Genomic DNA, 24,430 nt, shown 5'->3' with positions numbered 1-24,430 from the left:
TTGCCGATGCAACAAATCGACAGCGTGCTTTTGGATCTGCCTGCCGAGGTGGTAACGAAAGACCAGGATATCGTATCGTCCTACGTCACGGATTTTCGCCGACAGTATTTCGGAGCGACAACCGCCTTGTTGCGTCCACGCAATACTGCGGAAGTTCAGGCGATTATCCGGGCATGCGCGAAGCATAAGGTTGGTCTTGTACCCCAGGGGGGGAATACCAGCTATTGCGCCGCAGCAACGCCGAACGCCGATGGGCAGGAATTGCTCATCAGTCTGGAAAGAATGAATAGGCTCCGCGATCTGGACCCCGGAAATCTCTCCGTCACCGCGGATGCAGGCATCATACTCAGCGATTTGCAGCGGGCCGCCGATGATGTGGGCCTATTGCTGCCCCTCGCTTTGGGCTCACAACAGTCATGCCGCATCGGCGGCAATCTCTCGACCAATGCCGGCGGAACCAACGTCGTCCGATACGGGATGGCACGCGATCTGGTGCTCGGGCTTGAAGCCGTATTGCCAGACGGATCGCTGTTTAGCGAGCTAAACCCGCTTCGGAAGAATAATTCAGGCTATGACGTGAAGCAGCTTTTCGTCGGGGCTGAAGGAACGCTTGGGGTTATCACCGGCGTTTCCCTCAAGCTGGCAAGGAAACCCAGCCAGACGATTACCGCTTTTCTGGCTGTGCGCGACATTGCCTCGCTTGTTACCATCCTCGATGCGGCCCAGATACAAAGCGGAGAGGCGATTACGTCATTCGAGTATATTTCCAGCACGTCATTAAATCTACTCCTCAGCGCCAAAGGCCATCTCAGGAATCCGCTTGGGGAGGAAAGCGCGCATTACATCCTTCTGGAGGCCGCGACTTCCTCTCCTGCATTGAACCTGGGAGAATGTATGGATGTGCTTCTTGCCGGGCTGTTCGAATCCGGATTGATCAGCGATGGCACAATTGCCGCGAGCAAACAGCAACGGGCAGACCTTTGGCATCTGCGCGAGACTATACCCGAAGCCGAGGTTCACCACGGCGGATCGGTCAAACATGATATTGCGGTGCGAACATCCCGCCTTGCCACCTTCATTGAATCGGCGTGCCAACTGGTTCGCAGTCATCGGAGCGATGCTATTCTCTCGGTCTACGGCCATGTCGGTGACGGCAACGTCCATTTCAATATTCTCTCCCCTGAAGGACATGACAAGGAAGGTTTCAAACGCTACGTGGAACTGAATATCTCTCCGGAAATCTACAAGTTGGCGTTTGAAATGGGAGGAACGTTCAGCGCTGAATATGGGATAGGGCGCGTCAAGCTGGATCTATTGCGGCTCTATGGCGCCGAAGGGAAAATCGACTTGATGAAACGGATAAAGACAGCGATCGATCCGCACGGGCTGCTGAACCCCAACAAAGTAATCCCCTAACACCATACACATGGCTGGAATTTGACGATGTAGCCGCCCCGGCCTCCACGGCTGTCGGAAGGCATGCTCTCGACGAAAGAGAAGTTCCGGCGAACGGATCCAACCACAAGTCGATCAAAGTGGAGTGGACGTTTCGCGCAGTGACGTGACAAGATTTCTGTTTTTCAGATTTAGGCGGGTGCTGATTTTTCCCGGACATCCAGAAAGACGGCTCCTCTTGATTGGATCCGTTCGACCGTCTCCATGATCTCGTCGTAGTCCGGCGTCTCGTACAAGGCTTCCTGTCCCGGATACCGCAACTTTCGGACAACAGCGTCGTCCAGGAAAAAAGCGCCGGCAATCAAGAACGAAATGACATAGAAATCGTCGGCGCCGAGAGAGCGGATTGTGTCCAGTGGATTGTTCGGCCGCACGTCAGGGAGCCGGGACAGCGCCTTGAAAAATGCCGGCGCCATATCGTCGCGCTCCTTCAGGGCGCGGGGCAGCAGGCGATCCAGCATGCCGGCTTCCATGGCGGAAGGCATGTCAAAATTTGCGTCTGAGGGGATAAGGGCGTCGGCGACCCATGTAATCCTCGTGTGAAAGTCATCACTGATAGTCGTCACGGCTTAAAATCCCACCTTTTGCGCTTCGGCAGCCCGGCTGACTGGCTGAGAGCGTCGGTTTTCAATAATGGATTCGGCGTTTCGCAGCGCCAGCGCGGTCACAGTACCGGTTGGGTTGACCGCACCCGACGTCGGCATGACGCTGCCGTCCATGACGAAGAGGTTTGGCACGTCATGCGAACGCCCAAACGAATCGACAACCGATGTGCGTGGATCGCCGCCCATTCGCACCGTTCCGAGTATGTGCCAGCCGGTCTCTCGCATCAGCGGCGTTTCCGCCACTTCATACGCACCCGCTTCCTTCATGGAATCCGATGCGCGCGCCAGGTTGTAGTTCAGGAGATCCGTTGTGTTTTGCGATGCCTTATACCTGACCTTCGCGGCGGGCATCCCATGGGCGTCAGCCAAATCGGGATCGAGAGTAACCATATTTTTCTCATCTGGCAGATCCTCCGCCATGATCCCCCAGTAGGCTGAGCGCCCAAACCGCTTGTGCACGGTTGCATGGAAATTTTCGCCCCAGACATCATCGTTGCTGCCCCATGGCCAACTTCCCACCGATGCCAGAGGGCCGCCCATTCCCATGAGCTGCCATTTTGCTCCTCGGATGAAATTCGTATCCTTGCGGGTCTCGGCAAATTCCAGCGAGTAGGCCCGTTGGCCATAAGGTCCCTGCCAATTTTCGAAAAAATCGTCGAAAAGCCCCGTTACGGTCCTGTAGGGGTGCATCATCAATCGTTTGCCTACCAGGCCGGAGGAATTTGCCAACCCGTTCGGGTGGTCGCTCGAAGCCGAGTTCAAAAGTAGTCTGGGCGTGCCTATGCCATTGGCCGAAACGATGACAGTCCGGCCTGGCTGAAAATGTGTATTGCCTGTTTCCTGGTCTACGTAGGTAACGCCCGTAGCGAGACCGTCGGCTCCGGTTTCCACACGCATAACGCGCGCGTTCTGCACAAGTTTCACACCAAGTTTGATGCATGCGGGCCAATGTGTACGATCGACGGAGGCCTTGGCGCCGTCAAAGCAACCCCAAGCGCAGGCGCCGCGACGAACGCAGGGCAAGAGCCCATTGTGCCTCACCGTTGCTATCGAATTGCTACCGGGCCACCAGTGCCATCCAAGACGGTCATGTGCGCCGGCAAACTTTTTCTCCATCTTTCCCATGGGGAAGGGCGGTAGCGGGATATCAAAACCGGGCGGATACGCCGGGTCGCCTCCAACGCCGGAAACTGCAAAATCATTCTCGACTCTTGCATAAAATGGTTCCAGGTCGGCATAGCTCAATGGCCAGTCGTCCGCGACGCCATCCACTGTCCGTACTCGAAAGTCGCTCGGTTTCAGCCTATGCCAAGCGGCTGTATAGACGATCGAGCTCCCGCCAACTCCATTCCACATCAGCGGTTCGACGTCCGAATCCGCAACATTGATCGGGTAGTCGGAGGAAGACTTTCTTCTGTTGGGGTTTGATGAAAAATGCTGAGATTTGGTCAGTTCGAACTCTAGACCCGAATGCCGAAGCTTCGTGTAGTCAGGGTAGGCACCCTGTTCCAGACAGATAACCGACATTCCCTCTTCCGCCAAGCGTTTTGCGGCGACCGCTCCAGACGGACCGGCTCCCACAATCACAACGTCATAAACGGTCTTTTGGTCCATATGAGTCATCTAACGGCCTCCTCAAAAGCATTCGAATTGTGTCTTCGGCGCGGCTTCACAATCGGAATATCGCCTAGCCGCAGTTCCCTCAAAGCGGTCGGTTTGGACACGTAGCGCAAGTCCGCAGCATATCAGGGAGCAGCAAAGTCACCGGCATGTGGTTTACGATTTTCTTCACGGACTGGCGGCCCCGGTTCCAAGTCAAATAATCTTTCCGAGAAGTGTTTCTATTTTCATGAGCGCCGATACACCCATGCTCTCTATCCTGGGCAATCAACATCATGATCCAGATGTATGTCAAGTGGATCAACTGATCCAACGCCAAGATTCACCCGTTTTCTGAGTTCAATTCGGAATTTGTCGGAATTCATGGGAGTGCCCGGAAGTCGAGGCAAGCCACGAGTTGGTTGTCTCATGGCGATATGTTTTCGCATATTCTTGTGCACGCCTTTCTCCGCCATATGCGACTGCGGACTGAGGCGAGAGCTTTTTCACAAGCTAGAAAAACAGGCTTGGATCACATGATCCTGTTGACATCATTTAGGATCATGTGTCTACTGTCGCCTATTAAAGAGCGGATGGAGTATTCAATGAAATCGGGTCCAGAGCACAACAGCGGTAACGCAGTTTCAACCATCGGTGAGCGCTCCGAGGCCGCCTATGAGCGAGAGCGAAAAGTGGTCCCGGGAGGATCTATGCGGGCGGCGTCGTGGCTCCAACCGCATCCGCCCTATGCTGCGCGTGGTGAAGGATGCTGGGTCATCGATATCGACGGGCGGCGACTTCTTGATTGCGCCAATAACTTTTTCTCGCTCATCCATGGCCACGCATATGGCCCGGTTCTAGATGCGGTCCGCAATGCGATGACCAGAGGCACGGCATTCGGAATGCCGACCGAGAGTGAAATCCTTCTGGCCGAAGCGCTGGCCGCCAGAAGTCCGCGGATGGAGCAGACCCGTTTCTGCAATTCGGGAACCGAGGCTGTCCTGGCCGCAATTAAGGGTGCGCGAGGCCTGACCGGTCGATACCGGATTGCCAAGTTCGAGGGCTGCTATCACGGTGCGTATGACTGGATGGAGGTGAGCCTCGATCCTACGCCTTCCAATTGGAACGACGAGAATGGTGATCCTGCATCCATACGTTGCAATGCCGGCACACCGGCTTCTGTTCTTCAAGAGGTGGTGGTTCTCCCCTATGATGATCCCCAGCGTTGCGCCGACATTCTTCGACGCGAAGGTGGCACGCTGGCTGCAGTGATCGTCGATCCAAATGCTTCGCGTGCCGGGGCAGTGCCGATGTCGAGAGAGACAACTGTCGTCATCCAGCAGGCTTGTGCCCGTGACGGCATCATCCTCATTGCCGACGAAGTGATCAGCTTCCGTCTTTCCTATGAAGGCGCTTCCCCTCTTTTCGGTCTCGAACCAGATCTGATCACGACGGCCAAGATCATTGGCGGCGGATTGCCGATCGGAGCCGTCTCTGGGCGCGCTGAATGCATGTCGGTCTTCGATCATTCCGCCGGCAAGCCGAAAGTGTCGATGGGAGGCACGTTTAGCGCCAACCCACTCAGCATGGCTGCAGGCCTGACCTCGCTGGAGCATTACTCTCGGCCAGTGGTGGATCGGCTCAACAAACTTGGCGATGTCCTGCGCGCGCGAATTACCAGTGGGCTTGCGGACGCTGGCGTGGCTGCAACGGTCACCGGGATGGGGTCGCTGTTTCGGCTTCATATCGGAGCGGGGAAGGTCACCGGCTATCGTAGTGCTTTTCCGACTGCGGAGGCTGCAAAGCGCATCCGTCGGGTCCAGTTGGCCATGTTGGATGAAAACGTCCTCCTCACGCCCAACTGCTCCGGGTCGCTTTCCAGCCCGATGACCGAGGTCGAAGTCTTTTCGATCGCGGATAAGCTGGTGCGCGTCGTCGAGCGAGAGTTTGACACACACCGGGGCTCGGCCGTTTGAGGCCGGGGGCTCAGTAGCCTGTGACAGAAGATACTAGATATGGTGAAGCAATGATGAGTGGACAGCCGATGTTAATTGCACCCTACCGCGTCGGAGTTGATATCGGCGGTACCTTTACCGACCTTGTCATGGTTGACTCCAGAGGGGCCGTGCGTGCGTTTAAGGCTCCTTCGGTTCCTTCCGACCCTACGGAGGGTGTGCTTTCGGCGATCCGACTGGCGGCCGGCGCTTTGGCGATCGACGTCGAAACCTTCCTTTCCAATACCGAATTGTTTGTTCATGGCTCGACCATTGCCACAAACACGCTGCTTGAAAAGAAGGGTGCAAAGGTCGGTCTTCTGGTTACCGAAGGCTTTCGTGATTCGCTGGAAATCAGGCGCTCCATGCGGGAGTTTGTCTGGGATCACCGAAAGCCGTTTCCGGAAGTCCTGGTGCCCCGTTATCTGCGCCTCCCCGTCACCGAACGACTGGAGCAGGACGGTACAGTCAGAGTTCCTTTCGATCCCAATTCAATCGCCGCCGCCGCACGTATTTTCGAGGAAGAGAGTGTCGAGGCGATTGCGATCTGCTTTTTGCATTCCTACGCGAATCCGGCCCATGAAAGAGCGGCCAAGGCTGAACTGAAGAAGCTTCTTCCGCATGTGTGGGTCACCGCCTCATCGGAAATCGCCCCGACCATCGGCGAGTATGAACGGACGTCGACGACCGTCGTCAATGCCTATGTCGCGCGCCGCGTCGTGCCATATCTCGAGAGCCTTTCCCAGCGACTGTCGTCGCTAGGGCTGAAGCGCAAGCTGTTGATGATCCAGTCGAACGGAGGAGCGATTTCGATCGACGAGATCGGACACGCGCCTGCCAGCCTGGTTCTGTCGGGTCCGGCGGCGGGCGTCGGCTCTTTGAAGTTCTTCGGTCAGGACACGGGATCTGAGCACCTCATGTCAATCGAGGTCGGTGGAACAAGCTGTGATGTGACGTTGATGGAACATGGTATGGTCTCCATGACCGACCAGATCGTGGTCGATGGTTACCATCTGAACATTCCCTCCGTTGACATTCACACAGTCGGCGCAGGCGGAGGCACGATCGCCTCTGTGGACGGCGCGGGGCTTCTGAAGGCCGGTCCTGAAGGTGCGGGCTCGACCCCCGGACCGGCATCTTACGGTCGTGGCGGCACCCGCCCGACCGTGACTGACGCCCAACTCGTGCTTGGACGGCTAAAGCCGGGTCCCTACGCGGGCGGCGTTATCACCCTGGACCGGGAAAAAGCGGTCGAGGCGATCGAAACGCATGTCGCAAAACCTCTCGGTCTCAGCGTCGCGGATGCAGCCGCAGGTATTATTCAACTCGTCGAACAAAATATCCTCCACGCTGTCGAGCAGGCGTCACTCGAGAAGGGTTATAATCCAAGGGCGTTTACGCTCGTTGCATGCGGCGGAGCAGGCCCCTTGCATGGCCCATCAACAGCAAGGCTACTTGGCTGCTCAAGTCTTTATATTCCACGGCTGGCAGGCGTGTTTTGCGCATTCGGAATGTGTAATTCCGACCTGCGCCATGACTATGTCCGCAGCTGGCTCAAAGAGCTGGATAACATGGAGGTCTCGGGACCGGACCAATTGGAAGCGGCTTTTGCCGAATTGCAGGCGGAAGCAACGAATGTACTGGGACGCGAGGGCTTTACCGGTGAGAAAGCTGTTCTGAATCGTGCTTATGACCTGCGTTATTTTGGACAGCAATGGACCATACCCGTGGAGTGCTCCTCGACGGATGCAGTGACAATACGGTCGGCGTTTGAGCAGGTCTATCAGCGTCTTTTCGGTTATGTCCAGCCTGCGGGTGCAGTTGAGGTCGTCAATCTCCGGTTGGCTGCGGTCGGTAAGCTGAATGCATTGGAAGTTGCCACGGCGTCGGCAATCGTATCCGACCCGCTGGCGATTTCGCGCCGGCCGGTCTGGATCAACAAGGAACTGGGTTTCGTTGAAACGCCTGTTTACGACGGTACGGTTCTGACCCCGCGCCAAAAACTCGTGGGACCTGCCATCATAGAAGAGGCGACGACCACGCTTATTCTCGGTGCCGGCGACAAGCTGACGATGACCGATGCCGGCAACTATCATGTCGAGATTTTGCAGGGCGAGGCCGCATGAACAAGCACAGCATCCTTGGCCACGATTTGAAAACCACCGGATCTTTGGTGTTTCGGCGGTTGAACTCTCCGGAAGGTGAATTGGTTTTTACTAGAATTGACGAGGTCGAACTATGAGCGCTGTTTTATCTCCAGAATACGATCCGGTCCTCATTGCAATCCTGCAGCGACAACTGGATCACATCAGCCTGCAGATGGGCACAATCATGACCAGGACAGCGCGCAGTCCGATCTTCAGCCAGAGCCATGACTTTTCATGCTTCCTGAGCAATGCGGACGGTGAGACGATCGCTCAGGCGGACGGCCTGCCGATCCATTCCGGCAGTGGCGGATTTGCCGTGCGGGCCGTCCTTCGTGATTTCTCCGGGCGTATCGAGCCGGAAGATGTCTTTATTTTGAGCGACCCCTATGCGGCCGGAGGCAATCACCTGCCCGACTGGACCCTCATACGTCCCGTTTTTGTGGAAGGCGAACTCTTCGGCTTCTGTAGCAATCGCGCCCACCAGTCCGATATTGGCGGCGGCGCGGCCGGTACTTACAATGCCAGGGCGACCGAGATTTTTCACGAAGGAATTCGCCTGCCGGTCCTCAAGTTGATCGAAAGGGGCCAGTTGCGTGACGACCTGTGGCGGATGTTGCTGCTCAACTCGCGCTGCCCGGATCTGCTGGAAGGCGATCTCGGCGCGATGATCGGCTCGACACGGATCGGCGGTCAGCGGCTGGCTGACGTCATCGCCCAACTTGGCGTCAAGAAGGGGCGCGCTTATCTCGACGCTCTTCTCGACTATGGCGAGCGGCGAATGCGTCAGGCCATCTCCGAGCTGCCGAACGGTGTCTGGCATGCCTCGGACTTCAGCGATACCGATTGCTTTGAGCTTGTCGATATTGAAACGCGTATAAAGATGACTATCGACGAAGACATGATCACCTTCGATTTCACGGGTACATCACCGCAGATCAAAGGTTTCAAAAATAGCGGGATCGCCAACACGCATTCAGCGGTCTATTGCGCGCTCTCGGCTTTCCTTGATCCCGCGATCCCGCACAACGAGGGCACCTACCGGTGTGTGAAAATTATCGCGCCTGAAGGCAGCGTGGTGAACGCCCTGCCTCCCGCACCTATGACGATGAATACTGTGTTCCCGGCGATCGACATCATGAATGCATGCTGGGGAGCGTTGGCCCAGGCGGATCCCGAGCGTGCCTGCGCAGGCTGGGGCAAGTCGGTGTTCGGCATCTCCTCAGGCAAGAAACCCGACGGGAATGTGTTTGTTCTCTACCATTGGCACGGAAGTTCGGGCGGCGGTGCGGTCAAGGGGCGCGATGGATTTGCAACTTCAAGCCATCAGATGACGCTCGGCGGCATGTTCATCCCTAATGTCGAAACCTATGAGCAGTCCTATCCGATCCGCGTGCATCGCTACGAGATGCGGTGTGATACCGGGGGAGCCGGCCAGTATCGCGGCGGAACCGGTGTCGATTACGTGGTCGATGTGCTGGCGGGCGGCGAACATCTTCTCAGGGGAGAAGGCGCTCGCAAAAAGACAGCCGCTGGCGTCAATGGCGGGCATTGGGGTGAAAAGGGGTCGATCAGGGCCTTCGATCTGGCGACGGGAGCGGAGTTGTATTGCCCGCCCTACGGCGTTGAAGAGGTCAAGCCGCTCCATTTGGTGATCGAGGCTACGGCCGGCGGCGGTTGGGGACATCCGCACCAACGCGACCCCCTTTCCGTCTTGCGGGACGTTCGTGATGGCGTCGTATCCCAACAGGCGGCACTCGACATTTATGGTGTCGCGATATCCGCCGATGGAAAATCCATTGTATCGACCGAGGGGCGTCGGGTGTCTGCATAATTTCACGGTTCAATACGATCAACGCCCACTTAACGATAAAGGGAAACCCACATGAGCAAGAAACGTGCGAGCGATATTCTTCGTGAGTACCATGAAGCATGGTCGAGCGGAGATGTTGAGAAGGGTTGCAGCTACTATGCTGAAAATCTTGTCGTCCATATGGGGGGGACGCACCCTGTTCTATCCGGAGACTTCCATGGCGCCAGCGGCTTCGTCGAGGGGTGGGTGAACAAGGTCGCGGCTTATACCGACAGATGGATCGTCGGTGGCGAGGCCGGGCATGACGAACTCATCGCAGAATCGGACGACGCCATTTTGATCATGGTCCATGAGATTTGGTCGCGCGGCGACAAGCAGGTTCGTACAGACCGGCTGGCCGCCTACCGCTTCGAAAACGAACAGATTGTGGAATGCTGGTTTTGCGACATGCGTCAGGCGGAAGTCGATGCGTTCTTCTCGGGCATACTCTAGGCGGATCGGTTCCTTATCGGCGCCTGTTCACGTTCGGATGCAAGTTGCTTTCGGTATACAATCAAAATTAGGATGATGTGATGCCCGATTTTATCGTGGTAGGCGGAGGATCGGCTGGATGCGCGATTGCGGGTCGGTTGAGCGAAGATCCTGATGTCTCGGTTACGCTATTTGAGGCCGGTCCGAGGGACAGCAGCATTTGGATCCGCTTTCCAGTCACGTTTTATAAGTCCTTCAAGAGTTCTCTCCTTCATTGGTACAAAGTCGAGAAACTCCGCCATCAAAATGACACCGAGCCAAATGTCGGACAAGCGCGCGTTCTCGGCGGCGGTAGCTCTCTTAACGCGATGATCTATATGAGAGGCGCACCATCTGATTTTGATCGATGGGTTGATCATGGAGCCGAAGGTTGGGGTTACAAAGATGTTCTCCCCTATTTCCGCAAGGCAGAAAACAACGAGGTCTATTCGAACGATGTTCATGGTCAGGGTGGACCATTGAGCGTTTCGAACCAGCAATATACCTTGCCGTTGACCAAAGCCTGGGTGAAGGCCTGCCAGGAGGCGGGGATACCCTATAATCCGGATTTTAATTCTGGAAACCTTCAGGGAGCCGGGCTCTACCAACTGACGACGAAGAATGGCCGTCGATGCAGTTCGGCTGATGCTTATCTTCATCCAGCTAGAAAGCGTCGAAATCTCAAGGTTGTTACCAACAAGCAGGTCACCAAGATCCTTATAGAGGGCGGTCGCGCTATCGGCGTTCAGTATGTCGAGAATGGCCGCGTCGAAACCATGCGAGCGGAGCGGGAGGTCGTCATATCCTCTGGGGCAGTCGGATCGCCGCGCCTGCTTCAGCTTTCGGGAATAGGGCCTGCCGCCGAACTTCAGCGGGCCGGAGTTCAGGTGGTTCACGATCTGCCAGGCGTCGGGCAAAACCTGCAGGACCATACCGACTGCTTCCTGATCTATAACCTGAAGTCGAACACGAGCTACGACAAATACAAGAAACTTCGGTGGCAGGCGGCTGCGGCAGCTCAATATGCGCTTTTCGGATCTGGTCCGATTACCTCGAACATCTGCGAAGGCGGAGCGTTCTGGTGGGGAGACACATCGGATCCAACGCCCGACCTTCAATACCATTTCCTGGCCGGCGCCGGCATCGAGGAGGGGGTGGAGACGACGGCGAGCGGCAATGGATGTACGCTGAACGTCTACGCCTGCCGGCCGAAATCCCGGGGTCGGATCACTCTGCGTTCATCTGATCCGAGTGTTCCTCCGATCGTGGATCCTAATTACCTCAGCCATCCCTATGACGTCGATCGCCTCGTAGACGGGATTCGCCTCGGACAGGAGATCATGGAGCAGCCATCGATGAAGGCGTTTGTCAGCGAGTCGCATTTGCCTGCCAAACCGTTAAAGACGCGTGCAGAGTTCGAGGCTTTCGTCAGGAGATATACTCAGGGAGCCTATCATTTCAGCGGCGCTTGCAAGATTGGCACGGACGAGATGGCTGTTGTCGACCCGCAGTTGCGCGTTCATGGAATCGATGGTCTGCGTGTTGCCGACACCTCGGTTATGCCGTTCGTCTCATCAAGCAACCTGAATGCCCCGGCGATTATGATTGGGGAGCGCGCTGCTGACTTTATGAAAGGCAACCGGCCCTAGGGTTCGAGCTATCTGCAGCCTTTTTGGGGCGATCGGTTTTCAGCAGTGGAAGAGGTGCCGGTCTGCGGCAATCGTCCGTTGTTTGACTTATGCAATTCTCACTTTTGACTTGAAAGCACCGGCACGGTGCAGGAGGACCAATGAAACTCGTTACGTATGACTCTGGTAACGCTTGGAAGGCAGGTATCGTAATTGATACATCGATCTTCGACGTGGATACGCTACTTGAAGGCGGGCCGGGCGGGCGCGGGGAGCCAATCTCATCGGTGCGTGAATTGCTGCGGCGACACGGGGGAGAGCTGCCACAACTCTCGGCGCGATTGACTGCGGCAGCCAGGGCGAACCCAAAAGCGAACGTCGGCCGGTTCGACAGGGTGCGGCTCGGCCCGCCGGTCACGGATCCTTCGAAAATTCTCTGCATTGGTCTCAACTACAACGACCATGTTGCCGAGACCGGCCGGGCGCTTCCGTCGTATCCCGACATTTTTGCGAAGTTTGCAAGCTCGCTGATTGGCCCTTTCGACGCGATATCATGTTCCAACATCACACCGAACCTCGATTTTGAAGGCGAGCTTGCAATCATAATTGGCAAGGAATGCCGCTCCGTCTCCGCAGAGGATGCATTGGATTTCGTAGCCGGCGTGACTGTCCTGAACGACATCACCGCGCGAGATCTCCAGTATCGTGGGACGCAATGGCTGGCGGGCAAGGCTGTGGACGGTTCGACCCCAGTCGGACCGGTACTTGTTACACTCGAGGAGGTTGGGGACCTTCAGAACCTCGATATCCAGACTCACGTCAACGGCGTGCAGGTTCAATCATCCAATACGAATCTCATGATTTTTCCGGTTCGCCAGTTGGTGAGCTATATTTCCTATTTTCTGGCTCTTTCCCCCGGTGACATCATCACGACGGGTACTCCCCAGGGCATCGGTGCCAAACGACAGCCGCCCTTGTGGTTGAAACCGGGTGATGTTGTTGAAGTGGAAGTGGAAAATGTGGGCATCCTGCGCAACATTATTCGCTGATACTCTCAAATCGTGGCCCTCGATTATTAGGAATAGCGGCCCACACGAATTCGCCTTGGGGATTCCCCCTAATGTTTGCACATGGTAGTCCTTCATTGCTTTATTTGGCCGATTGGGGAAAATGATCCACTTTGAAGACCATATATGGCCGATGTCCAGAGAGAGTTATGACCAAACCAGATGTGATCGAGCGAGTTAAGAAAATCTGCGTTGAGCTTTCAGGGCAGACGGTGGATGCGGCTCACTACCTCATCAACAATCCGGATGAAATTCCATTCTATACCATGCGTGAAGTTGCCAGGCGGGCCAACATCCAACCTGTCAGTCTCGTCCGGCTGGCACAAAAGCTGGGCCTTGCAGGATACGGTGAATTACGTCAGCAATTCATTGATATTGCACAGGAGCGCCAGCAAAGAGATCGACAATCTGTAAACCGTAATGAGCTTAGCGCGCGAACACTGATTGCGGAAATGGGTAAGAATTCCGGGCTACAGTCGTTTATCGATTCATTCTTCGCAACGGAACTGGCTGTCGTTGAACAGGCAAGGGCACATCTGTCGGAGGAAAAGCTCGAAAGGGCGGTGCAACTTCTTGCCCAAGCACCGAAGGTTTATATTATTGGTCGCCGAACTGCCTTCACGCCCGCTTTCACCCTTGCCTACACCTTACGAAAAGCGCGCCCTAACATCATTCTGCTGGATGCTCCCGGGGGAGCACCCGAAGGTCCACTGGACGATATCCAGCCCGGCGATGTCGTCGTTGCGGTGACTTTTGCGCCCTTCAATCGCGTAGTTCACACGTTGACAGAAAAAGCATCGCTTTCGGGAGCCCACATCATCGCGATCACCGACAGTTTTGCGGCGCCTATCAGTAAGTTTGCGGGGCCTTTGCATTTTGTAGCGCAGTCGTCTGGTCAGGCATTTCCCGAATCTGCGCTGGGAGCTATTGCCATCACCAACCTACTGGCCGCATTGACCATCAGCCGGCTTGGCGATGTGGCGCAACAGCGAATTCGCGAAAATGAACGGTTCCTAGTGGATTCGGGCGAATATCTTCTGTCCGCTTCTCCAAAGAAACGGCAAAATCTGCCCAAAAAAAAGAATGAACCCCTTCGGTCATCGAAAGCCAGAGGGGATGCTGCCGAGTAAACAAAGTTGAGCAGTTAGGACTGTATATCGACGTCAAAGCTCACGAAACCGGTGTAACTCGGCACGGTAAGCGGCGAGACGCCCTGTCAAGTGGAGCGGCTTCGATTTCATGGCGCATTGCAATGGCGATGCGTGGTATAGCAGGCAGATTTTCAGCGAAACGAGCGTTGAATCGACGATCGGGCAAACAATATCGATTCAGCATAAAGCCACCCGTATACTCGCGCGACAATGATTTCAACTCCCAACGAAAAAGATCGATAGGAAAGCCGCCGATGAAAATCCTTGTCCCCGTTAAACGAGTCGTCGACTACAACGTGAAAATCCGCGTGAAGTCGGATGGTTCTGGCGTTGAGCTTGCCAATGTGAAGATGTCGATGAACCCGTTCGACGAAATCTCGGTGGAAGAGGCCCTTCGCCTGAAGGAAGCCGGCAAGGCCGAAGAGGTCGTGGTCGTCTCCATCGGCCCGGCCAAGGCGGAAGAAACGCTGCGCACAGCACTCGCCATGGGCGTCGACCGCGCCATCCTGATCGAGACCGACGAAACCGTCGAGCCGCTCGCCGTCGCCAAGCTCCTGAAGGGCGTGGCCGAGGCTGAGCAGCCCGGTCTTGTCATCGTCGGCAAGCAGGCGATCGATGACGATTCGAACCAGACCGGCCAGATGCTGGCAGCCCTGCTCGGCTGGGGCCAGGGCACGTTTGCCTCCAAGGTCGTGCCGGCTGATGGCAAGGTCGCGGTCACCCGTGAAGTCGATGGCGGCCTGCAGACTGTCGAGCTGAAACTGCCAGCCGTCGTCACCACCGATCTTCGTCTGAACGAGCCGCGTTACGCCTCGCTGCCGAACATCATGAAGGCAAAAAAGAAGCCGCTCGACAAAAAGGCTCCGGCCGATTTCAGCGTCGACGTTTCGCCGCGCCTGAAGGTGCTGAAGACCGAGGAGCCCGCAGGCCGCAAGGCCGGCATCAAGGTCGGCTCGGTTGCCGAGCTGGTCGAAAAGCTCAAAGCCGACGGCGTCCTCTAAGGTTTCGGAAAAGGGAGATATTCTTATGGCCATTCTTCTTCTGGCAGAACACGACAACGCAACCCTTTCCGACCTGACGGCAAAGACGCTGACGGCGGCAACGCAGATCGGCGGCGACGTGCATGTGCTGGTCGCCGGTTCGGGCGCCAAAGGCGCTGCTGACGCGGCTGCAAAACTATCCGGCGTTTCCAAGGTGCTCCTTGCCGACGACGCATCCTATGCCAATTCTCTGGCAGAACCGCTGGCAGCGCTGATCATCTCGCTTGCACCTTCCTATGATGTGATCCTCGCACCAGCCACCGCATCTGCCAAGAACGTGCTGCCGCGCGTGGCAGCGCTGCTCGACGTGGCGCAGGTCTCGGAAATCATCGAGGTCGTATCGCCTGACACCTTCAAGCGGCCGATCTATGCCGGCAATGCCATCCAGACGGTGCAGGCAAGCGACGCCAAGAAGGTGATCACCGTGCGTCCGACCGCCTTTGCAGCCGCCGCCGAAGGTGGTTCGGCACCGGTCGAGACGATCGCTGCTGCAGAAAATCCCGGTGTCTCCAGCTTCGTTTCCGACGCGCTGGCCTCATCCGACCGTCCGGAACTGACCTCTGCGAAGATCATCATCTCCGGTGGCCGTGCGCTTGGCTCTTCGGAAAAGTTCAAGGAAGTCATTCTTCCCGTCGCCGACAAGCTCGGTGCCGCCGTTGGCGCATCCCGTGCGGCCGTCGATGCCGGTTATGCGCCGAACGACTGGCAGGTTGGCCAGACCGGCAAGGTGGTCGCGCCGCAGCTTTACATCGCCGCCGGCATTTCGGGCGCCATCCAGCATCTGGCGGGCATGAAGGATTCGAAGATCATCGTCGCCATCAACAAGGATGAAGAAGCGCCGATTTTCCAGGTTGCCGATTACGGTCTCGTTGCTGATCTGTTTGAGGCACTGCCGGAACTGCAAAAAGCCCTTTGATGACGGAAGCGATGGAACTGCCCGAACGCGAAGCGATGGAATTCGACATTGTGATCGTTGGCGCGGGTCCTGCGGGTCTCAGCGCGGCCATCCGGCTGAAGCAGGTCGAGCCGGATCTTTCGGTCGTCGTTCTGGAAAAAGGCGCCGAAGTCGGCGCGCATATCCTCTCGGGCGCCGTGGTCGATCCCATCGGCATCGACCGGTTGCTGCCCGGCTGGCGGGAAGAGGAGGGGCATCCCTTCAAGACCGAGGTCAAGGACGACCAGTTCATGTTCTTGGGCCCCGCCGGCTCCATCCGCCTGCCGAATTTCATGATGCCGCCCTTGATGAACAATCACGGCAATTACATCGTCTCGCTTGGCCTCGTCTGTCGCTGGCTGGCGGAAAGGGCGGAAGCGCTCGGCGTCGAGATCTATCCGGGCTTTGCCGCCACCGAAGTGCTTTACAATGACGAAGGCGCCGTCATCGGCGTCGCCACGGGTGATATGGGCATTGAGAAAAATGGCGAGCCGGGTCCGAACTTCACCCGCGGCATGGAGCTGCACGGCAAATATGTGCTTGTTGGCGAAGGCGTGCGCGGTTCGCTTGCCAAGCAGCTGATCGCCAAATTCGATCTGTCCAGGGATCGCGAGCCCCAAAAGTTCGGCATCGGCATCAAGGAACTCTGGCAGGTCAAGCCGGAACACCACAGACAGGGCCTCGTGCAGCACTCCTTCGGCTGGCCGCTCGGCTTCAAGACCGGCGGCGGCTCGTTCCTGTATCATCTGGAGGATAACCTCGTCGCCGTCGGCTTCGTCGTCCACCTCAACTACAAGAACCCCTATCTTTATCCCTTCGAGGAATTCCAGCGCTTCAAGACGCATCCGGCGATCCGCGACACCTTTGAGGGCGGCAAGCGCATTTCCTATGGCGCGCGCGCTATCACCGAGGGCGGTTACCAGTCGGTGCCGAAGCTCACCTTCCCCGGCGGCGCGCTGATCGGCTGTTCGGCCGGTCTCGTCAATGTGCCGCGTATCAAGGGCAGCCATAATGCGGTGCTTTCGGGCATGCTGGCGGCGGAAAAGATCGCCGCGGCCCTCTCAGCCGGCCGCGCCCATGACGAGGTGGTCGAGATCGAAGCCGAATGGCGCGACGGCGATATCGGCAAGGACCTGAAGCGGGTCAGGAACGTCAAGCCGCTCTGGTCGAAATTCGGCACGGCTCTCGGCGTTGGCCTCGGCGGTCTGGACATGTGGACGAACCAGTTGTTCGGCTTTTCCTTCTTCGGCACGCTGAAGCACGGCAAGACGGATGCGCAGAGCCTCGAGCCGGCTTCGAAGCACAAGCCGATCNGCTCTGGTCGAAATTCGGCACGGCTCTCGGCGTTGGCCTCGGCGGTCTGGACATGTGGACGAACCAGTTGTTCGGCTTTTCCTTCTTCGGCACGCTGAAGCACGGCAAGACGGATGCGCAGAGCCTCGAGCCGGCTTCGAAGCACAAGCCGATCGCCTATCCGAAACCGGATGGCGTTCTGACCTTCGACCGCCTGTCTTCGGTGTTCCTCTCCTCCACCAATCATGAGGAGGACCAGCCGGTGCATCTACAGGTGAAGGACATGGAGCTGCAGAAGCGCTCCGAACACGACGTCTATGCCGGTCCCTCGACGCGGTATTGTCCGGCCGGCGTCTATGAGTGGGTGGAGAAGGATGGCAGGCAAGTCTACGTCATCAACGCCCAGAACTGCGTGCATTGCAAGACCTGCGACATCAAGGACCCCAACCAGAACATCAACTGGGTGCCGCCACAGGGTGGCGAGGGGCCGGTCTACGCCAATATGTAGGGGAAATCCGTGCCGCAATCCTGAAAGCAAAGAAGAGGCATTAATGGCACAAGCGGCCCGTCACGAAGACCGAGATCGAATTTGCTCAATATGTTGCTAGTCAGCCGGATGCGGCCAGCCTTGCGAATTCGATTTCCACAATGTTCGACGTAACTGTAGAGCAGTTGATTTCGATAGCAACATGGGTTGAGTAAGACGGCGCGCTTTCGCGATCCTGATAGAGTTGCGTCAACTCCAGCTGGCAGACCTTTATACGGGTCTCCGATGAAAGCGCAGCTGTTGCCGGCTGTCATTTCGACAGATCTTGGCGTGTCGGCTGGAAATGGTCAGTTTGCATGCCTGATGCTCTTGTTCGATATTCAATCTCCAGACTCGTATTGTGGCCGAAGAGGCTATGAATCCTCCGATTAATGCCGCGCGCCCGTGAGGTCGCGCGGCAGGTAGCTGCTTAAGATGCAATCGCGTAGGGCAGAAGTTCGGTTCCGTATTGATTGCCGGTTTTGAAATTTCCAATCAGCATGGCCAATCTCTCCGTCTCATGTGTAAGGCTCTGGGCGGCGGCAGTGGTTTGCTCTACCATCGCTGCATTTTGTTGAGTGACCTTATCCATCTGATCTCCGGCGGCGGAAACTTCTCGCAGACTGAGGGCCTGATCACGGGCTGAGACCGCAATATCCTTCACGGTCATGCTCATCGCGCCCACCTGCTTGACAATCTCGTTGAGAGAAACCCCGGAATCCCCGACCAGCTGAACTCCAACATCGACTTGTGTGGATGATGTGAAAATGAGCTGCTTGATTTCTTTGGCAGCATTTGCCGAGCGTTGAGCAAGCTCACGCACCTCCTGGGCGACGACCGCGAAGCCCTTTCCGGCTTCTCCGGCCCGGGCGGCTTCGACCCCGGCATTTAGTGCAAGCAAGTTAGTCTGGAATGCGATCTCGTCAATTACGCCGATAATGCTTTCAATTCGTGCCGAAGAGTTCTGAATTTCGTTCATCGCCGAGATTGCCTGGCCGACAATTTTTCCACCTCTCTCGGCATTTGCTTGGGCGGTGGAAACGGCATCATTGGCATGAGCGGCACCTTCTGCCATTCCGTTGACGCCACGCGTCACTTCCGATAGGGCTGCCACCGTTTCCTCGAGCGAGGCGGCCTGCTGCTCTGTACGGCGCGCAAGATCATTGGTCGCCGTCGAAATCTCGCCAAGTCCAGAACGGATCGTGCCAACGGCCTGGATGACGGCGCCGAATGCCCCTTCGAGGCTTGTTACAGATTCATTGAACCGATCGCGGATGACAGTATAGCGTGGATCCACTTCTCTAATCCGCGCAGTCAAGTCTCCCGAGGCCAGGGAATCCAGGCCTCTGGAAATTTCGATGAATGCCTGTTCCATTGCTGTCGCATCAGCAATACGCTCGTGCTCTTGGCTGCGCCTTTGCGTTTCTGATGCGAGCCGGGCGTCTTCTGCTCTAGTATCGGCGAGTGTCTTGGCGTGCTTTGTCTCCTGAAACACCATCAGCGAACGGACCATGGCACCAAGTTCATGGCGGTTCGCGGCGCCCGAGAACTCCTCGAGGTCTTCGCCTCGTGCCAATCTTTCCATTGATATAGCCATTTTCCGCACTGCGCCTGAAATTAATCGTCCGAGATAGTAGGAAAGAGCGAGGCCGATAGCGACTAATGCGACGCTGACAATCAAAGTAGTGGTTGTCGCAGAAGACATCGTTTGCTCGACTGAGGCGTCCAGCGAGGTCTGCGTACTTGCGACGGCTGTTCGAAGTGACTGAAAACCATTCGCGATTTCGGGAGCCAGTTCATTCAATTCCGTCTTGCGGATGTTGATGGTCTCACTCCAGACATCCCGCATCTCACGAAGGCGTGATGTGTAGTTTTGCATGAGCTGGGCGGCACCGGCAAGGCGGGTGCGCTGTAGTTCATTCTGGGCGTTTTTCGTCGCTGTCGTATTTAGCCCCAAGGCTTCGTTAAGAGCAGCTTGGGCCCTTTCGTAGGCTTGGAGATCACCTGTCGCGACAAAACGCTCTGAGGCATAGAGGCTACGATTAAGTGCTTCCAGTGTCTGCGTCGTGGCGTAGACCAATTGTAAGTCGTTCTGCCTCCACCCGCTCCGTAATACGTCATTCAATGCCACACTGGTCCAAGGGCCAAATTCCGTAACTTTCGATGCAAGCAAATCGTGGCGAGCTTGCAACGACACAATTTTGTCGAATGCCTGATCGTAAGCGGATATTTGTGTTCGGATGGTAACAAGGGCTGCCAGAAGGGCAGAATTCTGCGCAATTCGCGGATCATTATTCTCGAATGAGCGGACACCGGATTTGAAGCGCTCAACCAACTCCTTCGAGGGCGCGGACCGAAATGCCTCTACAGACATCTTAATATCATTTAGGCGATCGCTGTAGTTCGAAATTGCAAGGCTTTCGCCGACCGTGGCGCGGTAAGAGGAAAAAATTGCGGTGAGCTTATCCATGCCCGATACGACATTGAGCGATAGCAAACTCATGAAAAAGATCAGAGGAAGAAATCCAATCGTTATTTGAGCTCGTATGCTCAGTTTGTTCCAGTAATTCATCACAGCCTCACGAAATCAGTGGCTTTCCAACAAATATTGTTCGACATTTTGCCGAGTGACCAACTCGAATGGGATGTAAATTTCCCGCGGTATTGACTGGCCCTGAGCAAGTTTTAGCGCCGCTTCAACCGCGCCGGCTCCTTGGGCGGCTGCATTTTGAAACACGGTAACCTTAAGATCGCCGTCGCGAATTGCTTTAACTGCTGGCGGGATAGCATCAATCCCAGCGACGATGACTTCCTTTGGCCCAATATTGTTGCGCCGGAGCGCGCTGATGGCACCAAGCGCCATGTCGTCATTGTTGGCCAGGATTGCGTCGAACTCAACGTCGGCGGCAAGCCATTCCTGTACCTGCGCGTCGGCATGTTCCGGCGACCAGTACGCGGATTGGCGTTCAACAACCTTAAGACCGGAGCATTCGCTCGTCGCGATGACATCGTCTATGTCTTGCGTGCGTGCCCGGGCAGCGGCATGAAAGGGTTCGCCGACAAGTACAGCAATGCGACCTTTGCCGCTCAGGAGTTTGCAGACTTCCTTGGCCTGAAGAGTTCCGGACTCCTTTTCGTCCGATGCAACAACCACTTGGTTCGCGGGCAAATCTGCAACATTTGCTGGCACGTTGTTCACGAAGACAAGGGGAACACCGGCGTTTGACGCGATTGGAGTCAATTGAGCGCCCAGATCACCATCCGCAAGAAGAATTATTACCGCATCGACCTTTTGCGCGATCAGATCAGCGACCTGTCTCTTTTGGAGTTCACCATCACCTTTTGAATCCGCGCTAATAACTTTGGTTCCCGACATCTTACGGGCATGATCTACGAGTCCGTTTAGTAGCGTCGTGTTGAATTCGTCGAGGCCAGCTACCGAAATTCCAATTGTCGCTGCATTGACCGATGATGTTAACGTTAACATAAACGATAACGAAATAACGAACGTCCTCATTGTTCCCCTCCTCAATCCCAAACTGATCGGAGAATGATGAACAACTTAAGTAAAAATTGATTTAATCTCCCTTACGAACCGGCCCCTCATTCATCACTTCGATGAGGGAGGTAAGCTCCTCGGCCGAGACCAATAATTGCGCAGACCGGAGACAAGACGGTGTAAATAGCAACCTAAAAACGCGTTTTGCGCACGCATTGACGTTGTTGACCTTATAGATGCTGTTAGATTCAGGTCTCTTAAAATAAAAATATATATTTTTTGGTTGGTTGGTTGCGCCGCCTGTTTTCGATTGCAACGTTAGTTATTCAGGAAATTAGATTTATCGAAAATTAGTTGTCCTTTGAAACTGCCCTTCAACAATATTTGGCTAAGTCTCGCCTCCACAAGGGTTTCGGGGGCGAAGTTGAAAAATATCTGGCAGGATAAATCAGGGAATTTCGGTATTCTCAGCGCCTTGCTGATGGTGCCGCTGATCGGGGTTGCCGGTGTGGCCCTTGATGTGACGCACGGCATGACCGTCAAATCGGACCTGCAGATGGCGGCGGATGCCGCAGCGCTTGCGGTGGTTGCCGATACGTCGGCGAGTGTTCATAAAGCGAAGGAAATGTCGGGTGATGGTGTCGTTACGCTTGGCGGTGATGAAGCCTCGGCCTTCTTCGATGCCAACAAGCGGGCCAATTCGGACTACAAGCTCCTGTCTCTCGATGTGTCGGTGATCAAGCGCGGAAATGCCATCGAATCCTCCGTCGACTTTAAGGCATCCGTCGGGACCACGCTTTCGCAGATACTTGGAAAAGATCTCATCACCGTTTCGGGCAGGGCGACAGCCAAATACGAGACGGAAACCTTCAGCGACTTCTACGTCCTTCTTGATAATACCCCTTCGATGGGTGTCGGCGCCACACCGACCGATGTTGCCACCATGGTTGCAAATACGAGCGACAAATGCGCTTTCGCCTGTCACATCGTGAAGGACGGGGTGGTGGATACGAACAGCTATTATTACAAGGCTAAAAGCCTCGGCGTGACCACGCGCATCAATGTGGTCGCAAAGGCCACAGCGAGCCTTATGGATACGGCAAAGTCCATGCGCAAAAGCAGCAATCAATATCGTATGGCAGTCTATTCCTTCGGAGAGAAAGCCGAAGATACAAAGCTGCTTGAAGTCGTGCCGCTGACATCGGATCTGGCGATAGCGAAGAAGAAAGCCGCTGAAGTCGACCTGATGTCGATCCCCAAGCAAGGGTTCAACAACGACCAGCAGACGGATTTCGACCGGGCGCTGACCCAGATTGGTGACAAGATCGGCTCTTCGGGCACGGGCGCGAGTTCGGCGAGCCCGGAAAAGATCGTCTTCTTCGTGACCGATGGCGTCGGCGATAGCTACAAGCCGTCCACCTGCACCAAAAAAACGACGGGCGGCCGCTGTCAGGAACCGATTGACCTCAAATATTGCACGAAGCTGAAGGAAAAGGGTTTTCGCATCGCCGTGCTCTACACCACCTACCTGCCGCTGCCGACCAACGACTGGTATAATAGCTGGATCAAGCCGTTTCAGCCGGAAATCGGTGCACGCATGCAGTCCTGCGCTTCGCCGGGGCTGTTCTTCGAAGTCAGCCCGTCGCAGGGCATCAGTGATGCGATGACCGCGCTTTTCAAGAAGGCTATCACATCACCCCGCCTGACGGGGNCAAATATTGCACGAAGCTGAAGGAAAAGGGTTTTCGCATCGCCGTGCTCTACACCACCTACCTGCCGCTGCCGACCAACGACTGGTATAATAGCTGGATCAAGCCGTTTCAGCCGGAAATCGGTGCACGCATGCAGTCCTGCGCTTCGCCGGGGCTGTTCTTCGAAGTCAGCCCGTCGCAGGGCATCAGTGATGCGATGACCGCGCTTTTCAAGAAGGCTATCACATCACCCCGCCTGACGGGGTGATGAAGGACAAAGCCTTTAGCCTTCAGCCGATGGCGTGAAGCTTTTCGAACAGCTGATGATGGTTGCTATCGGCACGGTAGAACACTGCCGGCTCGCTGAACTGCACCGGGTTTGCCGGAGCCATTTGGTTTAAGTTATGGGCCATAGCGGGTTCGTCCAGCACGGCGTAGTAGCGTTCTTCAGCCTCGGCTGGCGGTATGTTTCCGATGGACTCCGTAAGTCGTCGGTGGTTGAACCAGTCGACCCATTCCAAAGTGGAGAATTCCACCGCTTCGAAATTCCTCCATGGCCCGCGCCGATGGATGACCTCGGCCTTGTAGAGACTGTTGATCGTTTCGGCGAGGCATTGTCGTAACTGTCGCCAACGCTTCCGACAGACGGCTCGATGCCAGCTTCTGCCAATCGCTCGGAATACCGAATGGACACGTATTGGACGCCGCGATCCGAGTGATGCACGAGACCGCCTCCATGAGCGCGACGCCGATCATGGAGTGCGCTGCTCTAGCGCATCTAGGACAAAGCTTGCGTGTGCTGTCCGGCTGGCCCACCAGCCGACGATGCGACGACGTCGATCACGAAAGCCGCATAGACGAAGCCCTGCCAGGTGGCGACATAGGTTAAGTCTGAAACCTGCAGCCTGTTTGGTGCTGGGGCTTTGAACTGGCGGTTTACCCGGTCAAGCGGGCTTGGAGCTGTCTTGTCCGAGTACGTCGTGCGGATTGGCTTTCCTCGAATGACCCCCTTGCAGGCTCATCGATCTCATAAGCCGGGCGACAGTGCAACGGGCGGTGTCGAAGCCCTCCCGCTGCAATTGCCGCCAGACCTTACGCACGCCATAGACCTGGAAGTTCTCATTGAACACCCGTCGTATCTCGATCTTCAGACTGATATCGCTGCGGGCGCGAACCGACAGGCGGTCCACATCCAAGCGCTTGGCGACGTTCTCGTAGTAGGTTGATGGAGCGTAAGCCTCCGGTGAAGGCCGCAGGTCAGGCCGCTTGAGCGTTGACGGTCGGCGGCGTCCAATTCCACGGAAGCAACTGCTCCAGCCTGGTAATCGGCGTGTCAGCGATGCGGGCAAGAACGTCGGCCAGCCACACCTGCGGATCGATGCCGTTGAGCTTTGCCGTCATGATCAATGTGGCCATAAAGGCTGCTCGATCTGCACCGCGGTCTGATCCGGCGAAGAGCCACGATTTTCTGCCGAGTGCGA

General features: G+C 56.2%; 17 protein-coding genes and 3 pseudogenes. 14 read left to right on the top strand and 6 right to left on the bottom strand.

The features are described 5' to 3' along the window. The first annotated feature begins 6 nt into the window (after positions 1 to 6). Positions 7 to 1,416, top strand: coding sequence for an FAD-binding oxidoreductase (locus O8B93_RS25390; RefSeq protein ID WP_269712610.1), 1,410 nt, complete (start codon positions 7 to 9; stop codon positions 1,414 to 1,416). 170 nt (positions 1,417 to 1,586) lie between these two features. Here O8B93_RS25390 and O8B93_RS25385 read toward each other — a convergent pair whose 3' ends face one another. Both O8B93_RS25385 and O8B93_RS25380 read right to left on the bottom strand, forming a co-directional pair. Beyond that, entirely contained in the window at positions 1,587 to 2,021 is a 435-nt protein-coding gene (locus tag O8B93_RS25385; protein ID WP_269712609.1) for a hypothetical protein, read from the bottom strand. A 3-nt stretch (positions 2,022 to 2,024) separates the two neighbouring features. Beyond that, positions 2,025 to 3,683: a GMC family oxidoreductase gene (locus O8B93_RS25380; RefSeq protein ID WP_269712608.1), complete on the bottom strand. Its 1,659-nt coding sequence runs from the start codon at positions 3,681 to 3,683 to the stop codon at positions 2,025 to 2,027. A 581-nt stretch (positions 3,684 to 4,264) separates the two neighbouring features. Here O8B93_RS25380 and O8B93_RS25375 point away from each other — a divergent pair. The 11 genes and pseudogenes from O8B93_RS25375 to O8B93_RS25325 form a co-directional block, all read left to right on the top strand. After that, positions 4,265 to 5,635, top strand: a complete 1,371-nt coding sequence (locus O8B93_RS25375) for an aspartate aminotransferase family protein (protein ID WP_269712606.1) — start codon at positions 4,265 to 4,267, stop codon at positions 5,633 to 5,635. A 68-nt stretch (positions 5,636 to 5,703) separates the two neighbouring features. Continuing rightward, positions 5,704 to 7,779: a hydantoinase/oxoprolinase family protein gene (locus tag O8B93_RS25370; protein WP_309568518.1), complete on the top strand. Its 2,076-nt coding sequence runs from the start codon at positions 5,704 to 5,706 to the stop codon at positions 7,777 to 7,779. Positions 7,780 to 7,891: 112 nt separating this feature from the next. After that, positions 7,892 to 9,631, top strand: coding sequence for a hydantoinase B/oxoprolinase family protein (locus tag O8B93_RS25365; RefSeq protein ID WP_269712603.1), 1,740 nt, complete (start codon positions 7,892 to 7,894; stop codon positions 9,629 to 9,631). A 51-nt stretch (positions 9,632 to 9,682) separates the two neighbouring features. Beyond that, positions 9,683 to 10,102, top strand: coding sequence for a nuclear transport factor 2 family protein (locus O8B93_RS25360; RefSeq protein WP_269712601.1), 420 nt, complete (start codon positions 9,683 to 9,685; stop codon positions 10,100 to 10,102). Positions 10,103 to 10,182: 80 nt separating this feature from the next. Beyond that, positions 10,183 to 11,769, top strand: coding sequence for a GMC family oxidoreductase (locus O8B93_RS25355; protein WP_269712600.1), 1,587 nt, complete (start codon positions 10,183 to 10,185; stop codon positions 11,767 to 11,769). A 140-nt stretch (positions 11,770 to 11,909) separates the two neighbouring features. After that, positions 11,910 to 12,797, top strand: coding sequence for a fumarylacetoacetate hydrolase family protein (locus tag O8B93_RS25350; RefSeq protein WP_269712599.1), 888 nt, complete (start codon positions 11,910 to 11,912; stop codon positions 12,795 to 12,797). Positions 12,798 to 12,964: 167 nt separating this feature from the next. Then, positions 12,965 to 13,945 (top strand): MurR/RpiR family transcriptional regulator, encoded by a 981-nt coding sequence (locus O8B93_RS25345; RefSeq protein WP_269712597.1) that lies wholly within the window; start codon positions 12,965 to 12,967, stop codon positions 13,943 to 13,945. Between the two features lie 275 nt (positions 13,946 to 14,220). After that, positions 14,221 to 14,967, top strand: coding sequence for an electron transfer flavoprotein subunit beta/FixA family protein (locus tag O8B93_RS25340; RefSeq protein ID WP_269712595.1), 747 nt, complete (start codon positions 14,221 to 14,223; stop codon positions 14,965 to 14,967). Positions 14,968 to 14,992: 25 nt separating this feature from the next. After that, complete coding sequence (locus tag O8B93_RS25335) at positions 14,993 to 15,922, top strand: electron transfer flavoprotein subunit alpha/FixB family protein (RefSeq protein ID WP_269712594.1); 930 nt, start codon at positions 14,993 to 14,995, stop codon at positions 15,920 to 15,922. Beyond that, positions 15,922 to 17,241: pseudogene (locus O8B93_RS25330) on the top strand (NAD(P)/FAD-dependent oxidoreductase); the annotation flags it as partial. The gene O8B93_RS25335 and the pseudogene O8B93_RS25330, both read left to right, overlap by 1 nt. A 14-nt stretch (positions 17,242 to 17,255) precedes the next feature. Then, a pseudogene (locus O8B93_RS25325) lies at positions 17,256 to 17,741 on the top strand (4Fe-4S dicluster domain-containing protein); the annotation flags it as partial. A 448-nt stretch (positions 17,742 to 18,189) separates the two neighbouring features. Here O8B93_RS25325 and O8B93_RS25320 read toward each other — a convergent pair. Continuing rightward, positions 18,190 to 20,331: a methyl-accepting chemotaxis protein gene (locus O8B93_RS25320; protein ID WP_269712592.1), complete on the bottom strand. Its 2,142-nt coding sequence runs from the start codon at positions 20,329 to 20,331 to the stop codon at positions 18,190 to 18,192. Positions 20,332 to 20,346: 15 nt separating this feature from the next. Then, entirely contained in the window at positions 20,347 to 21,276 is a 930-nt protein-coding gene (locus O8B93_RS25315; RefSeq protein ID WP_006311550.1) for a substrate-binding domain-containing protein, read from the bottom strand. A 406-nt stretch (positions 21,277 to 21,682) separates the two neighbouring features. On the opposite strand from O8B93_RS25315, the gene O8B93_RS25310 reads away from it, so the two are divergent. Beyond that, positions 21,683 to 22,990, top strand: coding sequence for a pilus assembly protein TadG-related protein (locus tag O8B93_RS25310; RefSeq protein WP_269712590.1), 1,308 nt, complete (start codon positions 21,683 to 21,685; stop codon positions 22,988 to 22,990). A gap of 23 nt (positions 22,991 to 23,013) precedes the next feature. Then, a complete protein-coding gene (locus tag O8B93_RS25305) occupies positions 23,014 to 23,217 on the top strand; it encodes a hypothetical protein (protein WP_269712588.1) in 204 nt (67 codons plus the stop codon). Positions 23,218 to 23,239: 22 nt separating this feature from the next. Here the strand turns inward: O8B93_RS25305 and O8B93_RS25300 are convergent. Continuing rightward, positions 23,240 to 24,181, bottom strand: a pseudogene (locus O8B93_RS25300) (IS3 family transposase); the annotation flags it as partial. Between the two features lie 25 nt (positions 24,182 to 24,206). Then, the coding region (locus O8B93_RS25295; protein ID WP_269712586.1) for a transposase domain-containing protein at positions 24,207 to 24,430 on the bottom strand (224 nt) is incomplete at its 5' end.

The sequence above is a fragment of the Martinezella rhizogenes genome (assembly GCF_027460065.1).
GTDB lineage: Bacteria > Pseudomonadota > Alphaproteobacteria > Rhizobiales > Rhizobiaceae > Agrobacterium > Agrobacterium rhizogenes_C.
Note: the sequence above shows the minus strand (reverse complement) of the source record. Positions and strands in the feature narration are given on the sequence as shown.